Origin of the sequence: Vibrio fortis (assembly GCF_024347475.1) — a bacterium.
Lineage (GTDB): Bacteria > Pseudomonadota > Gammaproteobacteria > Enterobacterales > Vibrionaceae > Vibrio > Vibrio fortis.
On sequence record NZ_AP025487.1, the window covers coordinates 283,961 to 305,901 of the forward strand.

The window sequence follows — 21,941 nt, forward strand, 5'->3', positions numbered from 1 at the left end:
ATGCGTAAGTTAATGATCCCTGTATTGGTTGTTGCGCTAGCACTGATGTTGATGTCTGTGTTTGTGATTCCTGAAGGCGAGCGCGGTATCGTGATTCGTTTCGGTCGTGTATTGAAAGATAACAACGACATCTCTCGAATCCACGAACCGGGTCTGCACTTCAAACTGCCACTGTTTGACCGTGTGAAAACTCTAGATGCTCGTATCCAAACAATGGATGGCCGCTCTGACCGTTTCGTAACGTCTGAGAAAAAAGACGTAATCATCGATTCGTACGTGAAATGGCGTATTCAAGACTTCGGTCAATACTACCTAGCAACAGGTGGTGGTAACGCACTAACGGCGCAAGCACTTCTTGAGCGTAAAGTGACAGATGTACTTCGTTCGGAAATCGGTTCTCGTGAGATCAAGCAGATTGTTTCAGGTCCTCGTAACAACGATGTTCTACCAGACTCAGCGGACAGCGAAGAAGTGACAACAGTTGCTGCTGCTGAAGCACTAGAGGTCGATGGTGAGCGTGACAAGATCATGGAAAACGTTCTTGCTGATACGCGTGAAAGTGCACTGAAAGATTTAGGTGTGGAAATTGTCGACTTCCGTATGAAGAAGATTAACCTTCCAGACAACATCAGTGACTCAATCTACAAGCGTATGCGTGCAGAGCGTGAGTCGGTTGCTCGTAAACACCGTTCTCAAGGTCGTGAACGTGCAGAAGTTATCCGTGCACAAGCTGAACTAGAAGTAGCAACAGTACTGGCAGAAGCTGATCGTACTGCTCGTGTTACTCGAGGTGATGCAGACGCAGAAGCAGCGAAGATCTACTCTGACGCATACAACAAAGACCCTGAGTTCTTTGGTTTCATGCGTTCGCTACAAGCTTATGAAGCGTCATTCAGCGATAAGAGCGACATTCTAGTACTGGATCCGAAGACAGACTTCTTCCAATACATGAACAACGCGAAAGGTGTACAACCTCAATAAGCCAGCAGGCTCAATTGAACCTTTGCACTGTTAAGACATAAAGCAAAAGGCTCCCACGATGGGAGCCTTTTATGTTGGATTCGAATGTCTGACCGTTCTTTAATTCTTCTCGAATCTCGAATCTCGAATCTCGAATCTCGAATCTCGAATCTCGAATGAATCAGCCATAGGTCATGAAAGCAATAACCGCACCTGCGACCACCAAACAACCGCCAAGACGGCGCAGTTGATTGTCGGGTTGTTCGCTAAGCTGCGCCATCATGTTGCGCCAGCCTCTCGGAGCGATAAGTGGGCCTAAGCCTTCGACAATCAAAACCAAGCCAACAGCCAGCCAAATAGAGTGAGACATGATAGGTGCCTTAAAAGATAAAAAAGGAATAATATCAGTATCCTTACGCGTTTTGATACCGCCTTATGCGTGTCACCTGTGACCAATTCTCACTATTGTGAACAAAAAATGACTGCAAGAATTGTGATTCGGTGCTAGAATCCATTTTTAACTAGCAACAGATACTGGAAAGATGGGAAATAACGTAGTCGTTCTAGGCACCCAATGGGGTGACGAAGGTAAAGGTAAAATTGTTGACCTTTTAACTGAAGATGCAAAATACGTGGTTCGCTACCAAGGCGGTCACAATGCAGGTCACACACTTGTAATTGACGGTGAAAAAACCGTTCTTCACTTAATTCCATCAGGCATCCTGCGCGATAACGTTAAATGTGTTATCGGTAACGGTGTTGTACTTTCGCCTGAAGCACTTCTTAAAGAAATGAAGCCTCTTGAAGAGCGCGGTATCCCAGTGCGCGAGCGTCTTTTCGTTTCTGAAGCTTGTCCTCTAATTCTTCCGTACCACATCGCTATCGACAACGCGCGTGAAATCGCTCGTGGCGCGAAAGCTATCGGTACAACGGGTCGTGGTATCGGTCCAGCTTACGAAGATAAAGTTGCTCGTCGCGGTCTACGCGTTGGTGACCTTTTCGATAAAGAAATGTTCGCTGAGAAGCTAAAAGAAGTAATGGAATTCCATAACTTCCAACTTGAGCACTTCTACAAAGCTGAAACATTAAGCTACGAAGAAGTACTTGAGCAGTGCATGGGTTACGCAGATCTACTAACTTCAATGGTTATGGACGTAACTGACGAACTAGACGCAGCACGTAAGCGCGGCGACAAGATCATGTTCGAAGGCGCTCAAGGTACTCTACTAGATATCGACCACGGTACTTACCCATACGTAACTTCTTCTAACACGACTGCTGGTGGTGTTGCTGCAGGTTCTGGTTTTGGTCCTCGTCACATCGGTTACATCCTTGGTATTACTAAGGCTTACTGTACTCGTGTAGGTTCAGGTCCATTCCCAACTGAGCTTTACGATGGTCTAGACAAGCAAGACCCAGTAGGTAAACACCTAGGTGATGTTGGCCACGAGTTTGGTGCAACAACGGGTCGTTTACGTCGTACAGGTTGGTTCGATGCAGTGGCAATGCGCCGTGCAATCCAAATCAACTCTCTAACGGGTATGTGTCTGACTAAGCTAGACGTTCTTGACGGTCTAGAAGAGATCAAGATCTGTACTGGCTACAAAATGGCTGACGGTTCTATCCTAGAAGTTTCGCCAATGGCTGCTGAATCTTTCGAAGAAGCAACACCAATCTACGAAACAATGCCAGGTTGGTCTGAGACAACATTTGGTGCTAAGACAATCGACGCGCTTCCACAAGCTGCTCTTGATTACATCAAACGTATCGAAGAACTAACAGGCGTACCAGTAGACATCATCTCTACAGGTCCAGACCGTAACGAAACTATTATCAAGGTTCACCCTTACAGCGCATAATGCTGATACACGCAAGTGTATAGATAATAGAAAGTTCTTAGAAAGCCAGCTGAAATACGCTGGCTTTTTTGTACCTGCGATTTACGGTTTGGCGAGTACTACTTTTGAGCGTGATGATCTTTTGTACGCTATCTGGCAAAATATTGCCCATTGGCGGCAAGTTTTGTCTAAAGCGATACGTGTAGTTGCCGATACAGATATCATAGTGAGTGAAATGTAATTGAGTTTTGATAACCCAAAGACTCAATGCGTTTTTAAAACAAGATAATAGAGTGCAGGTATGAAGCTACGAACTGTGGCAGCTTCATTGATAATGGCGCTGAGCTCCTCATTGAGTCATGCAAATTTGGCTGATGTTGGTGAGCCGGTACCCATATACACAGAAGCTGAACTGATCAATCTAATAGAAAAGAACCAACACCTTGAGCGTGTGAAAGCTGATAAGTGCCAATTGGTTGAAGATATTGTTGCGCGAGCGACACGTATCAGTTTGCCTTCTTATGAGTTTTTATACGGCGATATGCTGGCTTGGGGTGTCTGTGTAGAGCAAGATGTTGAGCTTGGTCTCTACTACATGGAGAATGCGGCCCATCAAGGTCTTCCTGCTGCCTTAGAGCAGTTAGGTCGTTACTATTCCCGCGGAACTTTGGTTCAGCAAGACAAAGAACGTGCGATTCCTTATCTGCGTGAAGCGGCATCGATGGGGAACCTTAATGCACGCATCCACTTAGCGGAATTGCTACTGCGTGATTACGGTAGCCCGTTAGATTATGAAGATGCGTATCGCTGGTTGTATAACTCAGTTACTGCCGATCAGCGTCAACATAAACGCATCTCGGTATTGAGAAGTGGGTTAGAGCAAAGAATGCCAGACAACATCATTGCTCGAGCCAAACGACGCGACGTTTTCTGGTAATAAAGGATCAAAATCCAGTAATGATCTCTGCACTCATTGTTACTGGATAGAAGATTAAAAAGCCCCGCCTAATTGGATTAGAGCGGGGCTTTTTGCACTTAGATGTTTATTTTTAATGAAAGGTCAGGTTACTGAATCACTTCGCCAGACTCGACAACGGTTTCGCGAACGACCTTTGTGAAATCTAGCGCTTCTTGACGAATTTTATCTTCATCAACAGTGAGCATGCTGCGGTCTTTCATCAGCAGTTTTCCATCAACAATTGAGTGACGTACGTTACCTGAGTTTGCTGAGTACACTAATGCAGAGTATGGATTGTAAACCGGTACCATGTTTGGCGCTTTAGTATCGATAACTATGATGTCAGCAAGCTTGCCGATCTCTAATGATCCGATCTTATCTTCCATGTGTAACGCTTTAGCCGCGCCCATTGTCGCCATGTCGATCACTTTGATCGGAGGCATTGCTGCACGATCTTTATTAACGAGCTTATGAACTTTAGCCACTTGGTTGAACTCATCAATTGTACTTAGTGTGTTACCTGACATTGGGCCATCGGTACCTAAACCAATACGAACCTCTTCATCGTACATCTGCAGAGCAGGAGATACACCTTTCGCTGACTTGATGTTAGCGCTCATGTTGTGAGCCACACCCATGTCAGACTCTTTCACCAATTTAATGTCTTCGTCATCAACCAAGATCATGTGCGCGCCAACCAGATTCTTGTTGAGAGCGCCAATGCTGTGCATGTATTGAACAGGCGATAGGCCATCAGAGCGTTCTGCGATCTTCTCTTCTTCACGATGAGATTCTGCTAGGTGGATCATCACAGGAACATCTAGCTCGAGTGATAGCTTAGCGACTTTTTGTAGGATCTCTGTAGTGTTGGTGTAAGGCGCATGTGGTGCGAACGCTGGAGTAATGCGTGGGTGGTCTTTGTACTCTTCAATAAAGTTAAGCGCGTACTTAATGCCTTCTTCTGCGTTAGCTGCATCGGCTACTGGGAATTTAATCACGGTTTCACCCAGCACTGCACGCATACCAATCTTGTCGACGGTCTTCGCAACTTCATCTTCGAAGTAGTACATATCTGCGTAAGTGGTTACGCCACCTTTCACCATCTCTACGTTACCTAGGTTTGCGCCAATGCGAACCATATCGCGAGAAACCAGTTTCTTCTCTAGTGGGAAGATGTAGCGGTGTAGGCGGTCAGGCACATCGTCAGCCAACGAACGGAACACCGTCATTGAAACGTGAGTATGTGTATTGATAAGGCCTGGCATCACGATGTCGCCATCAACATCCAACACTTGTTCAGCCTTGTATTGCTTTTCTAGTGACGCATCACCAACGGCAATGATCTTGTTGTCTTTAACCACTACCGTACCGCTTTCATAGACAGTTTTGTCTTGGTTCATGGTCAGAACCATGGCATCAGTGATCATGAGATCGGCTTTTTCCAAGGCGTGGCTTGTCAATGAGAACAGCGATAAACCAGCAATCGCTGAAGCAATTAAGGTGCGTTTTAATTTCATATCAATACTCAGAACAGGAGTTGGTAAATTTTGCTGAATCATAGTCGATTTCATTGATGCCGCAAACGTTTGTTTTATCGTTTGCGTAAAAAGGTGATGAAGAGACTGAATTACGATCGGATATTTCACATCATGAAGATTTGTATCAATCCCAGCTAATTTGTCGGTTTTCTAAAGCATATCTGTAGCTTACCTGTTGCATCGGATATACTAGAGATATATCCCTTCCTTGCTTAAGCAGGCCCGCCTATGACAAAAAAGATACCGATGTCAGAAAATACGACGACCACAACCAATGTCGACCCTTTTGCAGACCGTGAGTCTCAAAATTACGAGAATCCAGTTCCGAGCCGCGAGTTCATTATTTCGTTCCTAACGGATGCCAATATCCCGATGAACCGTAATGACCTATTTGATGCTTTGGGTCTATCCGGAGAAGACCAATATGAAGGTTTGCGCCGTCGTCTACGTGCGATGGAGCGTGATGGCCAACTGATCTTTACGCGTCGTCAATGCTACGCGCTACCAGAGAAATTGGAGCTGATTAAAGGGTATGTAATCGGGCATAAAGATGGCCACGGCTGGGTGCGCCCAGATGGTAGCAAAAGCAAGGATGATGACATTCTACTGCCACACCATCAGATGAAAACACTGATGCATGGTGATTATGTCTTGGCACAACCAACCGACAACAGCAAACGCGGTCGTCGTGAAGGTCGTCTAGTTCGCGTGCTTGAAGAGCGCACGGCACCGTTAATTGGCCGCTTCTTCCTAGAGTACGGTCATTCATACGTAGTTCCTGATGATTCTCGTATTAGTCACGACATTCTGATCCCTACCGAGCATAAAGGCGGTGCTCGTATGGGTAACGTGGTAGTGATTGAAATTACCGATCGTGGCGGTCGTTCGCGCAACATGATGGGTAAAGTGACAGAGGTTCTAGGTGAGAACATGGCTCCGGGCATGGAGACCAAGATTGCGATTCATACTCACCAAATCCCACACGAGTGGCCGGAAGCGGTTGAGAAGCAAATCGAAAACCTAGGTGAGCACGTACCTGAAGAAGCAAAAGAAGGTCGCGTAGATTTACGTGAACTGCCTTTGGTGACTATTGATGGTGAAGATGCTCGTGACTTCGATGATGCAGTTTACTGTGAAGCGAAGAAAGGCGGTGGCTGGCGTTTATGGGTGGCGATTGCTGACGTGAGCTACTATGTTCGCCCGGATACGGCCCTAGACAAAGAAGCGATTAACCGTGGTAACTCGGTGTACTTCCCATCTCAGGTTGTTCCTATGCTGCCGGAAGTACTATCGAATGGTCTATGTTCTCTGAACCCTCAAGTTGACCGTTTGTGTATGGTGTGTGAAATGACCATCTCTGAAAACGGTAAACTTTCTGGTTACAAGCATTATGAAGCGGTGATGAACTCGCATGCGCGTCTGACTTACAATAAAGTAGGCGCGATTTTAGATGGCGATGAAGAGTTACGTCAGCGTTACGAGAAAGAAGTGCCACACCTTGAAGAACTGCACAAGATGTACAAGGTGCTGAAGCAGACTCGTGATGAGCGTGGTGCGATTGAATTTGAAACGGTTGAAACTAAGTTCATCTTTAATGCTGATCGTAAGATTGACCGCATTGAGCCTGTCATTCGTAACGATGCACACAAGATCATCGAAGAGTGTATGATTCTGGCGAACATCGCTTCTGCGTCATTAGTAGAAAAAGCCAAAGAGCCGGCGCTATACCGAATTCACGAAACTCCGGGAGAAGAGCGCCTAGCAGGCTTTAAAGACTTCTTGGGAGAATTAGGTCTAAGCTTGGAAGGTGGCCTGCAGCCATCACCAACGGATTACGCGCAACTGATTCGTCAGATTAACGAGCGTGAAGACCGAGAATTAATCCAAACCATGCTGCTGCGCTCTATGAAGCAAGCGGTATACAACGCAGACAACTGTGGTCACTTTGGCTTGGCATTGAAGCGCTACGCGCACTTTACTTCGCCAATTCGCCGTTACCCGGACTTGCTACTGCACCGTGCAATCAAATACCTGATTGCGAAAGGGGAAGGCCGCAATACAGATCGCTGGACACCAACCGGTGGTTACCACTACTCATTTGATGACATGGACTTCTACGGTGAGCAATGTTCGACAACCGAGCGTCGTGCCGATGATGCCACGCGTGAAGTGTCTGACTGGCTGAAGTGTGAATATATGCAAGACCATGTTGGTGAAGAGATGCCGGGTGTGATTGCCAACGTAACCGGTTTTGGTTTCTTCGTCCGCCTAACGGAATTGCACATTGATGGTCTAGTGCACGTGACTTCACTTGCCAACGATTACTACCAATTTGACCCAGTTGGACAGAGATTAATTGGTGAGAGTTCTGGTAATATCTACCGCCTTGGTGATTCAGTGAAGGTTAAGGTCTCTGCGGTAAACCTAGACAGCCGCCAGATTGACTTTGATATTGTCGATACTGACCGCAAACCTCGTGGTAAAGGCAAAACAGCTAAGAAACGAGCAGCGGATGCTGCGAAAAAGGCGAAAAGTAAAAAGCGCGCAGCAGTGAAAAGCCGTCGCCCAGGAAGCAGTGCAAAGCCATTAGTTGAGCCAACTAAACGCCCTGATGGTAGCAGTGAAGAAGGGACAAGCAGCAAGAGAAAGCCGAAACGCAAGCCGGCAAGTACCGATAAGCCGAAAGCGAAAAAGAAGCGTACGGTAAAGCGTAAGTCAAAAGCGCCAAAGGCTTAACACAGGAGTAGGTAGTATCGCTGCCTACTCGATATTGAATAGAAAATTAAGGAGAGGCGCAGTTTACTCTCCTTAATGTAACAAACCGAACAGGTAGACAATGAGTAACGAATTTATCTACGGCATTCACGCGGTGAAAGCTGTACTAGAAAAAGACCCAGCGCGTTTTATCGAGGCTTATGTACTAAAAGGCCGTCAAGATGAGCGTCTATTGCCGCTGTTAAACCAACTGCAGCAGTTTGGGGTGTCTATCCAACAAATGGGTCGTAAACCGCTTGATGACAAAGCTCAAGGTGCAAATCACCAAGGTATTATTGCTAAGGTGAAGCCTGCTAAACAGCTGAACGAAAACGACCTTGATGACATTCTAGCGCAGCATGAGCAGCCCCTACTATTGGTGCTTGATGGTGTGACAGACCCGCACAACCTAGGCGCGTGTCTGCGTAATGCAGATGCTGCAGGTGTTGCTGCGGTTATCGTCCCTAAAGATCGCTCTTCGCCGTTAACTGCGACAGTCAGTAAAGTGGCGTGTGGTGCTGCTGAAACGGTGCCTTTAGTACGTGTGACAAACTTGGCTCGTACTATGCGCGCGCTTCAAGAGAAAGGCGTATGGTTTGTAGGTACCGCGGGCGAAGCGACGCACGATATCTATCAAGCAAAACTGACGGGCCCATTAGCGGTTGTGATGGGTGCAGAAGGTGACGGTATGCGTCGTCTAACGCGTGAAACCTGTGATGATCTGATTAAGATCCCTATGGCGGGGAGTGTATCAAGCCTCAACGTTTCAGTGGCTTCTGGTATTTGCTTGTTTGAAGCGGTGCGTCAGCGTTTAGCGCAGTAAACTACTCATTGAATTGATTTATTTCTAACGCCCACCACATGCTGGTGGACGTTTGTTTTTATCGAATTAGGGCAGATCTTGAGAGAATCACGGATGGCTAGATGGCGAAAGGAAAACTGTTTCATTATTCGCCAAATACCACTTGCCAATAAGGGGTTCTTTCTATAATATTTGCCGTCCTTAAAACTCAGTCAATTATCTTTAGTTCCTTGCTTCCTCTGGATGACTGAGCCAACTGTGGAAGCTAATAATCCGTAAGGAGCAACCAATGCGTCATTACGAAATCGTATTCATGGTGCACCCTGATCAAAGCGAGCAAGTTGCTGGCATGATCGAGCGTTACACTGGTTCTATCACTGAAGCTGGCGGTACTATCCACCGTCTAGAAGACTGGGGCCGCCGTCAAATGGCTTACCCAATCAACAAGCTTCACAAAGCTCACTACGTTCTAATGAACGTTGAAGCTGGTCAAGAAGTGATCGACGAGCTAGAAACTGCTTTCCGTTTCAACGATGCAGTTCTACGTAACATGATCATGCGCACTAAAGGCGCTGTGACTGAGCAATCTATTATGCTTAAGCAAAAAGAAGAGCGTGCAGAGCGTGCTCCTCGTCGCGAAGAGCGTACAGAAGCTAAGCCAGAAGCATCTGCTGAGTAATTCTTTTTTGGCGTAAAGCCTTAAAAAATTCTCAACTTGTTTTAGGTTCTTTGTGAATACTTCGGTAATCGTGAAAGACCGCTTTTTTAAATTTAAGATCAGGAGATAGCCCATGGCTCGTTTCTTCCGTCGTCGTAAATTCTGCCGTTTCACTGCAGAAGGCGTACAAGAGATTGACTACAAAGACGTAGCAACTCTAAAAAACTACATCACTGAAGCTGGTAAAATCGTACCTAGCCGTATCACTGGTACAAGCGCTAAGTACCAGCGTCAACTAGCTCGCGCTATCAAGCGTTCTCGTTACCTAGCTCTACTACCGTACACTGACAAGCATCAGTAATCGGTAATAGTTAATAATAGTTTAAGAGGACTAAGATAATGCAAGTTATTCTACTTGATAAGATCGGTAACCTAGGTGGCCTTGGCGACCAAGTAAACGTTAAATCTGGCTACGCTCGTAACTTCCTTATCCCACAAGGTAAAGCAGTTATGGCAACTAAAGACAACGTTGCTATGTTCGAAACTCGTCGTGCTGAACTAGAAGCTAAAGTTGCTGAGCAACTAGCTGCTTCTCAAGCTCGCGCTGAGCAAGTTAACGCTCTAGAAGCTGTAGTTATCGCTTCTAAAGCTGGTGACGAAGGTAAACTATTCGGTTCTATCGGTACTCGTGACATCGCTGACGCTATCACAGCGGCAGGTGTTGCAGTTGCTAAGAGCGAAGTACGCCTACCTGAAGGCGCTCTACGTAACATCGGTGAATTCGAAGTAAGCATCCAACTTCACTCTGAAGTTTTTGCTACTGCGAAAATCGCTATCGTTGCTGCTGAGTAATTTCAGTTACAAGACGAATTCTTTCTTTTGAAAGTTTTAAAACACCAGCTTCGGCTGGTGTTTTTTTATGTCTGAAATTCAGGTTAACGACATCATGGGTATGATGAGTAAGCTTGAGTCGTTAGCGATTCGGACTCGTCACAAAAGAAAAATAGGGTGGGGAAAACAAGCAAAAAGCCTACGATGATCTTTTTGCTCTATGGGCTGTACAAGCGGTGTGAACTTAGAATTGGAACAGCAGATTCACTGAAAGCACAGAGTCCGCTTTATCTAAGCCATTTGGAACCTTATCGTGGTACTGACGAGAGTGCGCAATCTTAAGGGCGATATTCTCGGTAATATCATTCACGGCCTCTAGGTCGGTATCTAATCTTAAGTTACTGCGACCCGATACCAATGTCATATCAGCATTGAAGCGCAAATTCGGTAGCACCTGCCAAGATGAGTTTAGGTTTCCACGAAAAATGCCTTCTTCCACAATCTCGGGGAAGATAATGTCGTCATCGTCAATTTCATCAAGGTTAGGCTCTTGATAACGAAAACCTGGGCCGACTTCCAACTCTAAAACAAATGTCTCCGTGTTCGAGAACTGATAACCCAAACCTGTCGAAATCGTATAGTCCTTAAAGTAAGCACTGTAGCGCGAGTCTACCCCTTTAAAACTGCCGTAAAGGTAGGTCTTTGGGCTTAACTTGTAGTCACTCTGTGCCGTATAAGTCGACTGCCTTTTGTCCTCTTCACCATCTTTGTAGAGGTTGTAATACTTCCATTCACCCGTACTACGGTGACGCCCTTCGGTGTACTCAGCGCTCAGTCTTGCGTTGAGTGAGCGCGAATCAGAGTTACCTGTATGCGATTGGTAGCCAAACTCAACCTCGGTCGAGAGCGGATCTGTCGGTTCGGTGTCTGTGTCACTCGGCGCGATATCCATATCCACAACATCTGTCGCTGCTTCTACTTGTAACTCTTCGGCTGGCTCTAAAGGCTCAGCCACTTCTATTGAGTCAAGAAGCTTGTCAACAGAGGATTCTGTGTCATTAGCCAGGGCTAATGGAGTGCTCAGTAGACCAAGGCTAAGAGCAATTAATTTGGACACGCATACCTCATTTGTACAGTGAATGGGTGGAGGATCGTAATGCTACCCTTGGTGATTTGAGTCAGCAATAGGTAAATTCTTGCTTAAGACTAAAACAAACCCGCCGGATAGCATTACAAATGAATGTTCTTGGGTATAATGAGCGATCATTAATAGTTATTTGAGTGTAGTGATAGTGGATACCAGAAATCAGAAATCAGCCAACGATCAGGTGGACGCGATTAAAGTCCCGCCCCATTCATTAGAAGCTGAACAATCCGTGATTGGCGGCCTGTTACTGGACAACCAACGCTGGGATACAGTGGCTGAAAAGGTCGTGGCGAAGGACTTCTATAGTCGTCCACACCGTCTGATTTTTGAAGCGGTGAAAGACATTCTAGAAGAAAGTGCACCTCTGGATCTTATTACACTCTCTGAGCACTTGGAGCTACGTGAGCAGCTTGAAGAGGTTGGCGGCTTCGCTTACCTTGCTGACCTCGCTAAAAACACCCCAAGTGCGGCGAACATCAATGCCTATGCTGATATTGTGGCGCAGCGTGCTCTAGTACGTAGCCTGATTGGCGTGGCGAATGAGATCGCTGATTCTGGTTACGATCCACAAGGCCGAACATCGGAAGACCTACTCGATCTTGCCGAAAGTAAGGTATTCGCGATTGCGGAAGGCCGTGCGAGTGAGAACGAAGGCCCACAAAACGTAGACAGCATTCTAGAGAAGACGCTAGAGCGTATCGAGATCCTATACAAAACACCGCAAGATGGTGTGACAGGTGTTGATACTGGCTTTAACGACCTCAATAAGAAAACAGCTGGCCTACAAGGCTCAGACTTAATCATTGTCGCAGCACGTCCATCGATGGGTAAAACTACCTTCGCGATGAACTTGTGTGAAAACGCGGCGATGAAGCAAGACAAACCTGTTCTTATCTTCTCGCTAGAGATGCCAGGTGAACAGTTGATGATGCGTATGTTGGCATCCCTATCTCGTGTCGACCAAACCAAGATTCGTACGGGTCAGCTGGATGACGAAGATTGGGCTCGAATCTCTTCGACCATGGGAATCCTCATGGATAAGAAGAACATGTACATCGATGACAGTTCTGGTCTAACTCCAACCGAAGTGCGTTCACGTGCGCGTCGTATTGCTCGTGAGCACGATGGTCTCTCAATGATCATGATCGACTACCTTCAATTGATGCGTGTACCGTCTCTTTCTGATAACCGTACCTTGGAGATTGCCGAGATCTCTCGCTCTCTAAAAGCACTCGCGAAAGAGCTAAATGTGCCTGTAGTCGCGCTGTCTCAGCTTAACCGTTCCCTAGAGCAACGTGCTGATAAACGTCCGGTTAACTCGGACTTGCGTGAATCGGGCTCGATTGAGCAAGATGCCGACTTAATCATGTTTATTTACCGTGATGAGGTTTATAACCCAGACAGCTCACTGAAAGGCATTGCGGAAATTATTATCGGTAAGCAGCGTAACGGCCCTATCGGTTCGGTTCGTTTGACCTTCCAAGGTCAGCACTCTCGATTTGATAACTATGCAGGCCCTGCATTTGATGATGAGTAACCCTCAATGACGTACATGAAAGCCGCGACCGCAAGCATTGACTTAGGCGCGCTAGAGCACAACTTAAATCTCATCAAATCGAAGGCTCCGAAGAGCAAAGTAATGTCGGTAGTGAAAGCCAATGGTTATGGACATGGCTTGCTGCACATTGCTAAGCATTCAAAAAGTTCGGACGCTTTCGGTGTTGCTCGAATTGAAGAAGCACTACAACTAAGAGCGGGCGGAATTGTAAAACCGATTTTGCTACTTGAGGGCTTCTACTCTTCGGGTGATCTGCCTATCTTGGTTACGAATAACATCCAAACGGTGGTGCATTGTGAAGAACAGCTCAATGCGCTAGAAAACACTAAGCTAGAAGCGCCTGTGGTCGTGTGGCTTAAAGTCGACAGCGGAATGCATCGCTTGGGCGTACGCCCTGAGCAGTATCAAAACTTTGTCGAGCGCTTACATCAGTGCGCCAATGTGGCGAAACCTTTGCGTTATATGAGCCATTTCGGCTGTGCTGACGAGCTGGATAAAACCACGACGACAGAACAAACTCAGCTCTTCCTATCATTGACTGAAGGGTGTGAAGGAGAGCGCTCATTGGCAGCCTCTGCGGGAGTACTCGCGTGGACGAACAGTCACCTCGACTGGGTTCGTCCGGGGATCATCTCTTACGGTGTCTCTCCATTTGTCGATCAGACCGCCCAAGAGTTAGGTTTTCAACCTGTAATGACCTTAACCTCTCATCTGATTGCTGTACGTGATCTTAAAGCCGGTGAAAGCGTAGGGTATGGTGGAAACTGGACCAGCGACCGCGATACTAAAATGGGCGTGATTGCGATTGGCTACGGTGATGGCTATCCACGAACCGCACCTAATGGTACTCCAGTCTTCATCAATGGTCGTAAGGTGCCGATAGCTGGTCGCGTCTCGATGGACATGCTCACCGTTGATCTTGGCCCTGATGCCACCGACCAAGTGGGTGATGAAGCGACCTTATGGGGTAAAGCTCTGCCTTCGGAAGAGGTGGCGTCTCACATCGGTACTATTGCCTATGAATTGGTCACTAAACTTACTTCACGTGTTGCGATGGAGTACGTGAAATCGTGAGCGGTAAAAAATGGTGGTTTTCCAGTGCTATGACGCTGGCGGCCTCGCTGGTTTTTACTCCCGCTCAAGCTTCCGAAAAATCAGAGAAAGAACCCAAAGACTCTGCGTTTGTTCCCTTCTACTTCAGCACCGAAACCATGGGTAATACCTTTGGAGTTGCTGGTGTTGCAAAGGGAGTCGGGCAGCCGCAAGCCGCGCTGTTTGGTACCGCGCTCTACTCAGACAAAGACAGCTATGTCGTCTTTCTGTCAGCTTTTAACTATGCGTTGTCGCAGAACCTGCTGTTTAGCACTCAGATGTATCAAGCTCGCTTTAATGACAACCCATACTATCTTGGCGATCAAGGCAGTAACGACTCTTCTGACCTGGATAAAACCATCACTGATGGCTATGAGCAGAACTATCAAGCGGAGTTTAAATACCTATTACCTTGGGGAAATGTCGCTGAACATGGTTTGTTGGGTGCGTTCCAGCCAATTAAAGACGTCAGCTTTGCCTCTCCGCTAGAGTCTGGTGTGAGCTCTATTATCTTTACGCCATTTTATACCTCTCGTGAACTCAAAGATCTCAATGAAACTGAAGAGGCGACTGGCTTCAACTTAAGCTTTGACTGGGATAACCGCGACAGTACTCGCAACCCAACTAAAGGGTCTCACTCTTTACTCAAGCTGACGACGGGTTCTGATGATTGGTCTGAAGGCGATCCTTGGTTTAAATGGACGTTCCAAAACAGCCAATATTACGCATTAGGCCCACTTGGCGATTGGTTTGATCAACAAGTTCTCGCGTTTGACTTCTATACCGCAGATACACCAACGTGGAATAACTGTTCGGGACAAGAGTGCGCTCGCCCACCAGAAACAGAGCAAGCACGCCTCGGTGGTCTGTACCGACTTAGAGGTTATACCGGAGGCAGATTCCATGGACGCTCTGCGGTTCATTATTCTGCAGAATACCGAGTGCTACCAGACTGGCAGCCGCTGGAAGATATTCCTCTGATTAACTACTACGATCTCCCTTGGTGGCAGTGGGTAGCTTTTGCAGAAGTAGGGCGAGTGGCGGATGAGTACGATGTAAAAACACTGCACACAGATATGAAATGGAGTCTGGGTGGTGCGGTGCGCTTTCAGGTCGAAGGTATCGTGGTACGAGCAGAATTAGCCCGTGGCGGTGATGAAGGTACCTTTAGGGTTATGGTAAACCAACCCTTCTAAAGCCAATTTTCTCGCTCAATGGAGCTAAAAAAGCATTTGGCCTATCGTAGGCCGAAAGCGCTGTTGATAAGAGTGGTCGTGGAAACACACCACTCTTTTTTATTGATTAAATTAAGGTTTTTCTTTTTTATTCACCTTGGATAGTCAGGATCACAGTGCGGTTACCGCCGAAATCACGATGTTCACCTAAGTAAATGCCCTGCCATGTTCCTAAAGCTAATCGACCATTGGTAATGGGGATTGTCACACTGTTGCCCAGAAGCGATGCTTTAATGTGTGCAGGCATGTCGTCGTCGCCCTCATAAGTGTGTCGATAGTACGGCGCTCTCTCAGGTACATAGCGATTAAAATGCGACTCCATATCCGCACGCACGGTCGGATCCGCATTCTCATTGAGGGTTAAGCTTGCAGAGGTATGTTGGATAAATAAGTGTAATAAACCAACAGTTGGACAATTAATGTCGTTGATGTGTTGTTCAATTTCATCAGTAATGAGATGAAATCCACGCTTTCGTGCATTGAGATGAATAGTCTTCTGAAACCACATATAGCATCCTCTATAATGTATTTGGCAAAAAAGCGGTTTAACGCTATCTTTTGAACTTGAATTTACAGGGTTTAGTTCACATTTCTACAGTGTAGAACCGAAATCAGCGCCGGTTAGTGGTTCACAAAAACGAACCGTGATTTATCTCAAGGCGCTGATGGTTATATACGGCATAATACGCCGTGAAAAAAAATTACAAAGAATCTTTCAGTGATGATGAAACCTTTGTCGTCACCGAATCATAGAGCTTTTGCCTAATCGGGGGTTCTCTTATCATATTAGTGATATTGAGAATAAAACCTAAAGTAACATCGGGATAGTTACCATGTTGAAAAATATCAACCCTACGCAAACACAAGCGTGGAAATCTCTAACTGCACACTTTGAATCTGCTCAAGATATGGAGCTAAAAGAGCTATTCGCTCAAGATGCAAAGCGTTTTGACGCGTTCTCTACTCGCTTCGGTTCAGACATCTTAGTCGACTACTCTAAGAACCTTATCGATGCAGAAACGATGCAGCACCTATTTGCACTTGCTAACGAGACAGAAGTTAAATCTGCAATCGAAGCAATGTTCAAAGGTGACGCAATCAACCAAACTGAAGGCCGTTCAGTTCTTCACACTGCTCTGCGTAACCGCAGCGACAAGCCAGTGATGGTTGATGGTAAAGATGTAATGCCTGCTGTAAATGCTGTTCTAGCAAAAATGGAACTCTTCACACACCGCATCGTATCAGGTGAGTGGAAAGGTTACACAGGTAAAGAGATCACTGATGTTGTAAACATTGGTATCGGTGGTTCGGACCTAGGCCCATACATGGTGACTGAAGCCCTAACACCATACAAAACACGCCTAAACATGCACTTCGTGTCTAACGTTGATGGTACTCACATCGTTGAAACATTGAAGAAAGTAAACCCAGAAACAACACTATTCCTAGTGGCTTCTAAGACGTTTACAACTCAAGAAACAATGACCAATGCACACTCTGCACGTGACTGGTTCCTAGCAGAAGCGGGCGATGAAGCACACGTAGCTAAGCACTTCGCAGCGCTATCTACTAACGCAACTGCGGTAGCTGAGTTTGGTATCGATACAGACAACATGTTCGAATTCTGGGACTGGGTCGGTGGTCGTTACTCTCTATGGTCTGCAATCGGTCTATCGATTTCTCTGTCTGTCGGTTTCGACAACTTCGTTGAGCTTCTTGAAGGTGCTCACGACATGGATAACCACTTCGCTTCAACTGAGTTTGAAAGCAACATCCCAGTTATCCTTGCGCTAATCGGTATTTGGTACAACAACTTCCACGGCGCTGAGTCTGAAGCAATCCTACCTTACGACCAATACATGCACCGTTTTGCTGCGTACTTCCAGCAAGGTAACATGGAGTCTAACGGTAAGTTTGTTGACCGTGACGGTAACCCAGTGGAATACCAAACGGGTCCAATCATCTGGGGTGAGCCTGGTACAAACGGCCAGCACGCTTTCTACCAGCTGATTCACCAAGGTACTAAGCTGATCCCTTCTGATTTCATTGCTCCAGCAATCAGTCATAACCCAGCATCTGATCACCACCAGAAGCTAATGTCTAACTTCTTTGCTCAAACTGAAGCACTAGCATTCGGTAAGACAAAAGAGACAGTAGAAGCTGAATTCCTAGCAGCAGGTAAAACTGCAGAAGAAGTAGCAGAACTAGTACCATTTAAAGTGTTTGAAGGTAACCGCCCAACAAACTCTATTCTAGTTAAGCAAATCACGCCTCGCACTCTGGGTAACCTAATCGCGATGTACGAGCACAAGATCTTCGTACAAGGCGTAATCTGGAACATCTTCAGCTTTGACCAATGGGGTGTAGAGCTTGGTAAGCAACTGGCTAACCAAATCCTACCTGAGCTTGCTGATGACACAGAAGTGACATCTCACGATAGCTCAACTAACGGTCTAATCAACGCATTTAAAGCGCTTAAAGCTTAATTGAGTTGAATCCGTAAAAACAAACGCCAGCCTTTGAGCTGGCGTTTTGTTTTTCTGGCGTCCACTATGCGTTTAGATAAAACAGCAGGCAATAAAAAAGGCTGGCATAGTGCCAACCTTTCTTTCAATTCGCTTTTTTCAAGGCGATAGTTCGATGCTGTTATTCGAAACAGATCTCGATGAAGGCGTTACCCCATTGAGATGAGAACGGCATGATGATGATCGCACCTTCACACTTGTGACGAATAGTATGTCCTTTACCTGATACAACAATCGGTGTCGCCATATCAAAGTCGAAGCCACTTTCCGCAAGAATACGCTTTGCACCGCCCGTTACCATGTTGGTGATCTCACCAACCATGTCGGTCACTTCTTCGTTCAGACCGTTTGGACGCTCACCCAGCATGTTCTGCATGATTTCTAGCGCTAGGCCTTCATCAAAGGTGATCGACATTGAACCACGAGATTGTGGACCAACCATACCAATTAAACCAGAGACATCACCACGAGCGATTTCATCTTTTTTAACTCTAGGTTTCTGTGGCTTCAATTCTAGAGAAGCCATCGTTTTTAGCACATTCATGAGAGAGGCTAAAAACGGGTTTACAAATTCAGCGCGCATAATGTTCTTCTATAATCTTAATCTTTCAGCTCAGTCGAGCAGGCTTGGCATGTACCATGAGATTCGATGACGTGATTGGTCAATCGAAAGCCGTGCTTTTCTGCATTGTTAGCGAGTTGAGATATCAGGGCATCATCTTGCAATTCGATTACGCTGCCACACTTATCACAGATTAGCAGCTGCGAGAAATGTTTGTGTGCATTACAAGAGCAGCAACAAATAAAGCTGTTTGTTGACTCAACTCGGTGAATAAAACCTTGTTCCAACAAAAAGTCTAAAGCGCGATATACAGTAGGTGGTTTGGCTTGAGGTTCACTCTGCTTAAGCTGCTCTAGTAGTTCATAAGCACTAGAAGCTTTTTTATTCGCCAGGATGAGCTCAAACACTCGCTTTCTTTGAGGTGTTAATCGAACGCCTCGAGATGCGCATATCCCTTCAACTTGCTCTATTAATGTTTGGTCCAAATTTTTCACCATACAGGCGGACGACGCTAACCATTCACTATTTTGATAGTAAAATCAGGTAGGTGTCCTCAATTTTAATAAAAGTCAGGTACAGAGCGTATTGTGACCTATGACTTTGAATAAGACAAGGTAACTCAAAATGACCGTATGACTCAAGATATAACTGGTTCTTGACACTGAATTAGAGGTCTTGTGAATGGGTTTAAATATAAAAATGTGAGGTAAAGATCATATAGCACAAACAAGGTATAGCCTTTACAATAGCCGACTTCACTTTTGTTGGCCGCGCCAATAAGTATGTTTGACTCGTTATTAGGGTATTTACCATGACACATTCATGTAGACTTTCTGTTGCTCCAATGCTCGATTGGACTGATCGTCACTGTCGCTACTTCCACCGCCTGCTGTCTCAGCAGACGCTTCTGTATACGGAAATGGTAACGACAGGCGCAATACTGCATGGTAAAGGTGATTTCCTAGAGTTCAGCGAGCAAGAACACCCAGTCGCGCTACAGTTAGGTGGCTCAAACCCAGTTGATTTGGCGGAATGTGCGAAGTTAGCTGCTGAGCGTGGTTACGATGAAGTGAACCTTAACGTAGGTTGCCCATCTGATCGTGTTCAAAATGGTCGTTTTGGTGCATGCCTAATGGCTGAGCCTGAGCTAGTGGCAGACTGTGTATCAGCAATGAAAGAAGTGACTGATATTCCTATTACAGTAAAAACGCGTATCGGCATCGATGAGCAGGATTCATACGAGTTCCTAACTAAGTTTATCTCAACGGTTTCAGAGAAAGGCGGCTGTGAGCAATTTACCATTCACGCTCGTAAAGCTTGGCTAAGTGGCTTGAGCCCAAAAGAGAACCGTGAGATCCCACCGCTAGACTACACACGTGCTTACCAAGTGAAGAAAGATTTCTCAGACTTGGTGATTGCGGTGAATGGCGGCATTACCACCCTAGAACAGACCAAAGAACACCTACAGCACTTAGATGGCGTAATGATCGGTCGTGAGGCTTACCATAGCCCATATATTCTGGCTGAAGTGGATCAACAGATCTTCGGTCTAGACACACCAATCAAGAAACGTTCACAGGTCGTTGAAGAGATGTACCCGTACATTGAGCAAGAACTGATGAAAGGCGCGAGCCTAGGTCATATCTCTCGTCATATGCTTGGTTTGTTCCAAAGCATGCCGGGTGCAAGACAGTGGCGTCGTTATATCAGTGAGAACGCGCATAAGAAAGGTGCAGGTATTGAAGTGATGCAAACTGCACTAGCGAAAATTCCTAAAGAATTGAATGTGTAATCTCTAGGTTTATCATCTAGGCGAAATTTACCACTGTTGGTTATTTTAACCATTAATAAAAAATCTAAAGCCATGCATGAAAATGTGTGGCTTTTTATTTAATTGATTTTTAAGGGTTTTATTTTATTGTCGTGTTGGTATGGAAGCTGCAATAAGTAAGATTAAGAGAAACAGGTCATCATAGGAGACCATTATGTTTGAATTAATCTTTGTTCTTATCTTCGTTGCGACGCTATTGGTAACAGGCATTACCTTTATGACAGTATTAGCGGCAACAGGACTTGCACTCGTCGTGATGGTCGTACTGGGTATGGTAGGAGCGGTATTAAAAATATTACCTTGGTTGATTGTCATCGCGATTGGTATTTGGTTCTTCAAGAACGTAGTGAACAGCTCTAATCCTCGCCGTTATTAATGGGTTACTGCTCGAAAGTCATGGCAACGTCAAATTTGATCGCAACGGATGTTTATCGCATCCGTTGTGCATATGTGTGGTAGAATTTTACTCATTAGTCTATGAATGTACTTAGAATTAGTACAACGCAATGGAACGGGAGCTCTCTCAAATGAATAAAATGCCATTAATTGCTTTAGTGGGAATGTTATCTTTAAGTTCGACAACGTCTGCTCAAGAAGAACCTTTCTACACGGCGAAAGTCGGTGCCGATATGTGGTGGGGAAGTACAAAGCTTAATGAAGTAAGACAAGATGATTCACAATCGCCGTCTTTGTACTTTGCATTTGAGCACAAATTCCCAATGCTGCCGAACGCGAGCATTCGTTACACATCAGTTGATGCAGATACACTGGCGTTTGATAAGTACGATTACACCTTCTACTACACGGTGTTAGAGCACAAGCTAATGAATTTTGATGCGGGTGTGACCTTCACTCAGTACTCAAACTCAAACTACATCGAACCTAAAGCGGGCGGTGCTCAAACGGATTTCGATGAGCTGACGTGGAGCTTTTACGGTAACGCTGAAATTAATGTGCCTGATACGAATTTCGACATTATCGGCTCAATGGAGTTTGGTGACAGCAGCGGTATCAAGAGCACGGATCTTATGGCTGGCGTTCAATACCGAATCCCAGTTGCCGAGACACAAGTTGCTCTGCGTGGTGGTTACCGTGTTATCGACCTAGACTCAGATGAGTTCTTTACCTCAGATCTAGGTAAGAGCTTCGTTATGGTTGATGGCTGGTTTGCGGGCGCAGAAGTTCGCTTCTAATATCGAGACCACAGACGAAAAGTCGAATTCAATGATACGAAAACGCCACTGACTCTCAGTGGCGTTTTTTGTTTTGGATATACCAATCTGGAATGAGTTAGTACTCCCATCACTTTTGGGGATTCTTATGCATTGGCGCAATCGACGTCTATTATTAAAAGACACAGTATTGCAGAGTCACAGCAAAGGATGGGATATGACACTCAATGAATTACGCACACTCTATCGAGAAAACCAGCTGGTGGAAGCAATCATAGAGCCCTCAATCCAAGAAGGGGCTTGGGTTGTGGAATTTCGACACATGAGCGGTGGCTTTGTGTTGTTGACGGATGTACACGGTGAAGAGTGCCATTACGCCGACCTCGACCTTGCCTCAAAATCAGCAATGGCAGTGGGATTTCAACAAGTACGTATCGAAAATCAGCAATAGTGGATGAGCCAATTACGGCTTTTTACTTC

The 21,941-nt window shown here is 45.8% G+C and carries 22 protein-coding genes; 16 read left to right on the forward strand and 6 right to left on the reverse strand.

What is annotated here, in order from left to right:
- Positions 1-981, forward strand: a complete 981-nt coding sequence (gene hflC / locus OCV50_RS01350; protein ID WP_239843153.1) for a protease modulator HflC — start codon at positions 1-3, stop codon at positions 979-981.
- A gap of 160 nt (positions 982-1,141) precedes the next feature.
- On the opposite strand, the gene OCV50_RS01355 is transcribed toward hflC, so the two are convergent.
- Positions 1,142-1,330: a DUF2065 domain-containing protein gene (locus OCV50_RS01355; protein WP_239843152.1), complete on the reverse strand. Its 189-nt coding sequence runs from the start codon at positions 1,328-1,330 to the stop codon at positions 1,142-1,144.
- Between the two features lie 172 nt (positions 1,331-1,502).
- Between OCV50_RS01355 and OCV50_RS01360 the strand changes: the two genes are divergently transcribed.
- A complete protein-coding gene (locus OCV50_RS01360) occupies positions 1,503-2,819 on the forward strand; it encodes an adenylosuccinate synthase (protein ID WP_261903520.1) in 1,317 nt (438 codons plus the stop codon).
- A 280-nt stretch (positions 2,820-3,099) separates the two neighbouring features.
- Positions 3,100-3,735, forward strand: coding sequence for a flagellar protein MotX (motX, locus tag OCV50_RS01365; protein WP_150872908.1), 636 nt, complete (start codon positions 3,100-3,102; stop codon positions 3,733-3,735).
- 128 nt (positions 3,736-3,863) lie between these two features.
- Here motX and OCV50_RS01370 read toward each other — a convergent pair whose 3' ends face one another.
- Positions 3,864-5,273 carry an amidohydrolase gene (locus OCV50_RS01370; RefSeq protein ID WP_261904103.1) on the reverse strand — a complete coding sequence of 470 codons (1,410 nt, stop codon included), beginning with the start codon at positions 5,271-5,273 and terminating at the stop codon, positions 3,864-3,866.
- Positions 5,274-5,522: 249 nt separating this feature from the next.
- Between OCV50_RS01370 and rnr the strand changes: the two genes are divergently transcribed.
- The 5 genes from rnr (at position 5,523) to rplI (ending at position 10,360) form a co-directional block, all read left to right on the forward strand.
- Positions 5,523-8,030 (forward strand): ribonuclease R, encoded by a 2,508-nt coding sequence (gene rnr, locus OCV50_RS01375; RefSeq protein WP_261903521.1) that lies wholly within the window; start codon positions 5,523-5,525, stop codon positions 8,028-8,030.
- A gap of 100 nt (positions 8,031-8,130) precedes the next feature.
- A complete protein-coding gene (rlmB, locus tag OCV50_RS01380; protein ID WP_239843150.1) occupies positions 8,131-8,871 on the forward strand; it encodes a 23S rRNA (guanosine(2251)-2'-O)-methyltransferase RlmB in 741 nt (246 codons plus the stop codon).
- 268 nt (positions 8,872-9,139) lie between these two features.
- Positions 9,140-9,529, forward strand: coding sequence for a 30S ribosomal protein S6 (gene rpsF / locus OCV50_RS01385; protein ID WP_032549898.1), 390 nt, complete (start codon positions 9,140-9,142; stop codon positions 9,527-9,529).
- A gap of 112 nt (positions 9,530-9,641) precedes the next feature.
- Positions 9,642-9,869 (forward strand): 30S ribosomal protein S18, encoded by a 228-nt coding sequence (gene rpsR, locus OCV50_RS01390; protein WP_000090472.1) that lies wholly within the window; start codon positions 9,642-9,644, stop codon positions 9,867-9,869.
- A 38-nt stretch (positions 9,870-9,907) separates the two neighbouring features.
- Positions 9,908-10,360 (forward strand): 50S ribosomal protein L9, encoded by a 453-nt coding sequence (gene rplI, locus OCV50_RS01395; RefSeq protein ID WP_239843149.1) that lies wholly within the window; start codon positions 9,908-9,910, stop codon positions 10,358-10,360.
- 223 nt (positions 10,361-10,583) lie between these two features.
- Here the strand turns inward: rplI and OCV50_RS01400 are convergent, their stop codons facing one another.
- Positions 10,584-11,456, reverse strand: coding sequence for a DUF481 domain-containing protein (locus OCV50_RS01400; RefSeq protein WP_261903522.1), 873 nt, complete (start codon positions 11,454-11,456; stop codon positions 10,584-10,586).
- A gap of 175 nt (positions 11,457-11,631) precedes the next feature.
- Between OCV50_RS01400 and OCV50_RS01405 the strand changes: the two genes are divergently transcribed.
- The 3 genes from OCV50_RS01405 to OCV50_RS01415 are packed head-to-tail and all read left to right on the forward strand — an operon-like array spanning position 11,632 to position 15,332.
- Positions 11,632-13,023 carry a replicative DNA helicase gene (locus tag OCV50_RS01405; RefSeq protein ID WP_239843147.1) on the forward strand — a complete coding sequence of 464 codons (1,392 nt, stop codon included), beginning with the start codon at positions 11,632-11,634 and terminating at the stop codon, positions 13,021-13,023.
- A 6-nt stretch (positions 13,024-13,029) separates the two neighbouring features.
- The gene (alr, locus tag OCV50_RS01410) at positions 13,030-14,118 is read left to right on the forward strand and encodes an alanine racemase (protein WP_239843146.1); all 1,089 of its coding nucleotides are present in this window, start codon (positions 13,030-13,032) and stop codon (positions 14,116-14,118) included.
- 29 nt (positions 14,119-14,147) lie between these two features.
- The gene (locus tag OCV50_RS01415) at positions 14,148-15,332 is read left to right on the forward strand and encodes a BamA/TamA family outer membrane protein (RefSeq protein ID WP_390905140.1); all 1,185 of its coding nucleotides are present in this window, start codon (positions 14,148-14,150) and stop codon (positions 15,330-15,332) included.
- A 127-nt stretch (positions 15,333-15,459) separates the two neighbouring features.
- Here OCV50_RS01415 and OCV50_RS01420 read toward each other — a convergent pair whose 3' ends face one another.
- Positions 15,460-15,879 (reverse strand): secondary thiamine-phosphate synthase enzyme YjbQ, encoded by a 420-nt coding sequence (locus OCV50_RS01420; protein WP_261903524.1) that lies wholly within the window; start codon positions 15,877-15,879, stop codon positions 15,460-15,462.
- Positions 15,880-16,204: 325 nt separating this feature from the next.
- Between OCV50_RS01420 and pgi the strand changes: the two genes are divergently transcribed.
- Positions 16,205-17,857: a glucose-6-phosphate isomerase gene (pgi, locus tag OCV50_RS01425; RefSeq protein WP_261903525.1), complete on the forward strand. Its 1,653-nt coding sequence runs from the start codon at positions 16,205-16,207 to the stop codon at positions 17,855-17,857.
- A 160-nt stretch (positions 17,858-18,017) separates the two neighbouring features.
- On the opposite strand, the gene OCV50_RS01430 is transcribed toward pgi, so the two are convergent.
- Both OCV50_RS01430 and zur read right to left on the reverse strand, forming a co-directional pair.
- Positions 18,018-18,479 carry a chemotaxis protein CheX gene (locus tag OCV50_RS01430; protein ID WP_032549890.1) on the reverse strand — a complete coding sequence of 154 codons (462 nt, stop codon included), beginning with the start codon at positions 18,477-18,479 and terminating at the stop codon, positions 18,018-18,020.
- A 17-nt stretch (positions 18,480-18,496) separates the two neighbouring features.
- Positions 18,497-18,955, reverse strand: coding sequence for a zinc uptake transcriptional repressor Zur (zur, locus tag OCV50_RS01435; RefSeq protein WP_239843143.1), 459 nt, complete (start codon positions 18,953-18,955; stop codon positions 18,497-18,499).
- 314 nt (positions 18,956-19,269) lie between these two features.
- Between zur and dusA the strand changes: the two genes are divergently transcribed.
- The 4 genes from dusA (at position 19,270) to OCV50_RS01455 (ending at position 21,912) form a co-directional block, all read left to right on the forward strand.
- Entirely contained in the window at positions 19,270-20,250 is a 981-nt protein-coding gene (dusA, locus tag OCV50_RS01440; protein ID WP_261903526.1) for a tRNA dihydrouridine(20/20a) synthase DusA, read from the forward strand.
- A 193-nt stretch (positions 20,251-20,443) separates the two neighbouring features.
- Positions 20,444-20,665, forward strand: a complete 222-nt coding sequence (gene pspG / locus OCV50_RS01445; RefSeq protein WP_032549872.1) for an envelope stress response protein PspG — start codon at positions 20,444-20,446, stop codon at positions 20,663-20,665.
- 151 nt (positions 20,666-20,816) lie between these two features.
- Positions 20,817-21,482, forward strand: a complete 666-nt coding sequence (locus tag OCV50_RS01450) for a TIGR04219 family outer membrane beta-barrel protein (protein ID WP_261903527.1) — start codon at positions 20,817-20,819, stop codon at positions 21,480-21,482.
- Between the two features lie 196 nt (positions 21,483-21,678).
- Positions 21,679-21,912, forward strand: a complete 234-nt coding sequence (locus OCV50_RS01455; protein WP_239843141.1) for a hypothetical protein — start codon at positions 21,679-21,681, stop codon at positions 21,910-21,912.
- Positions 21,913-21,941 lie beyond the last annotated feature (29 nt).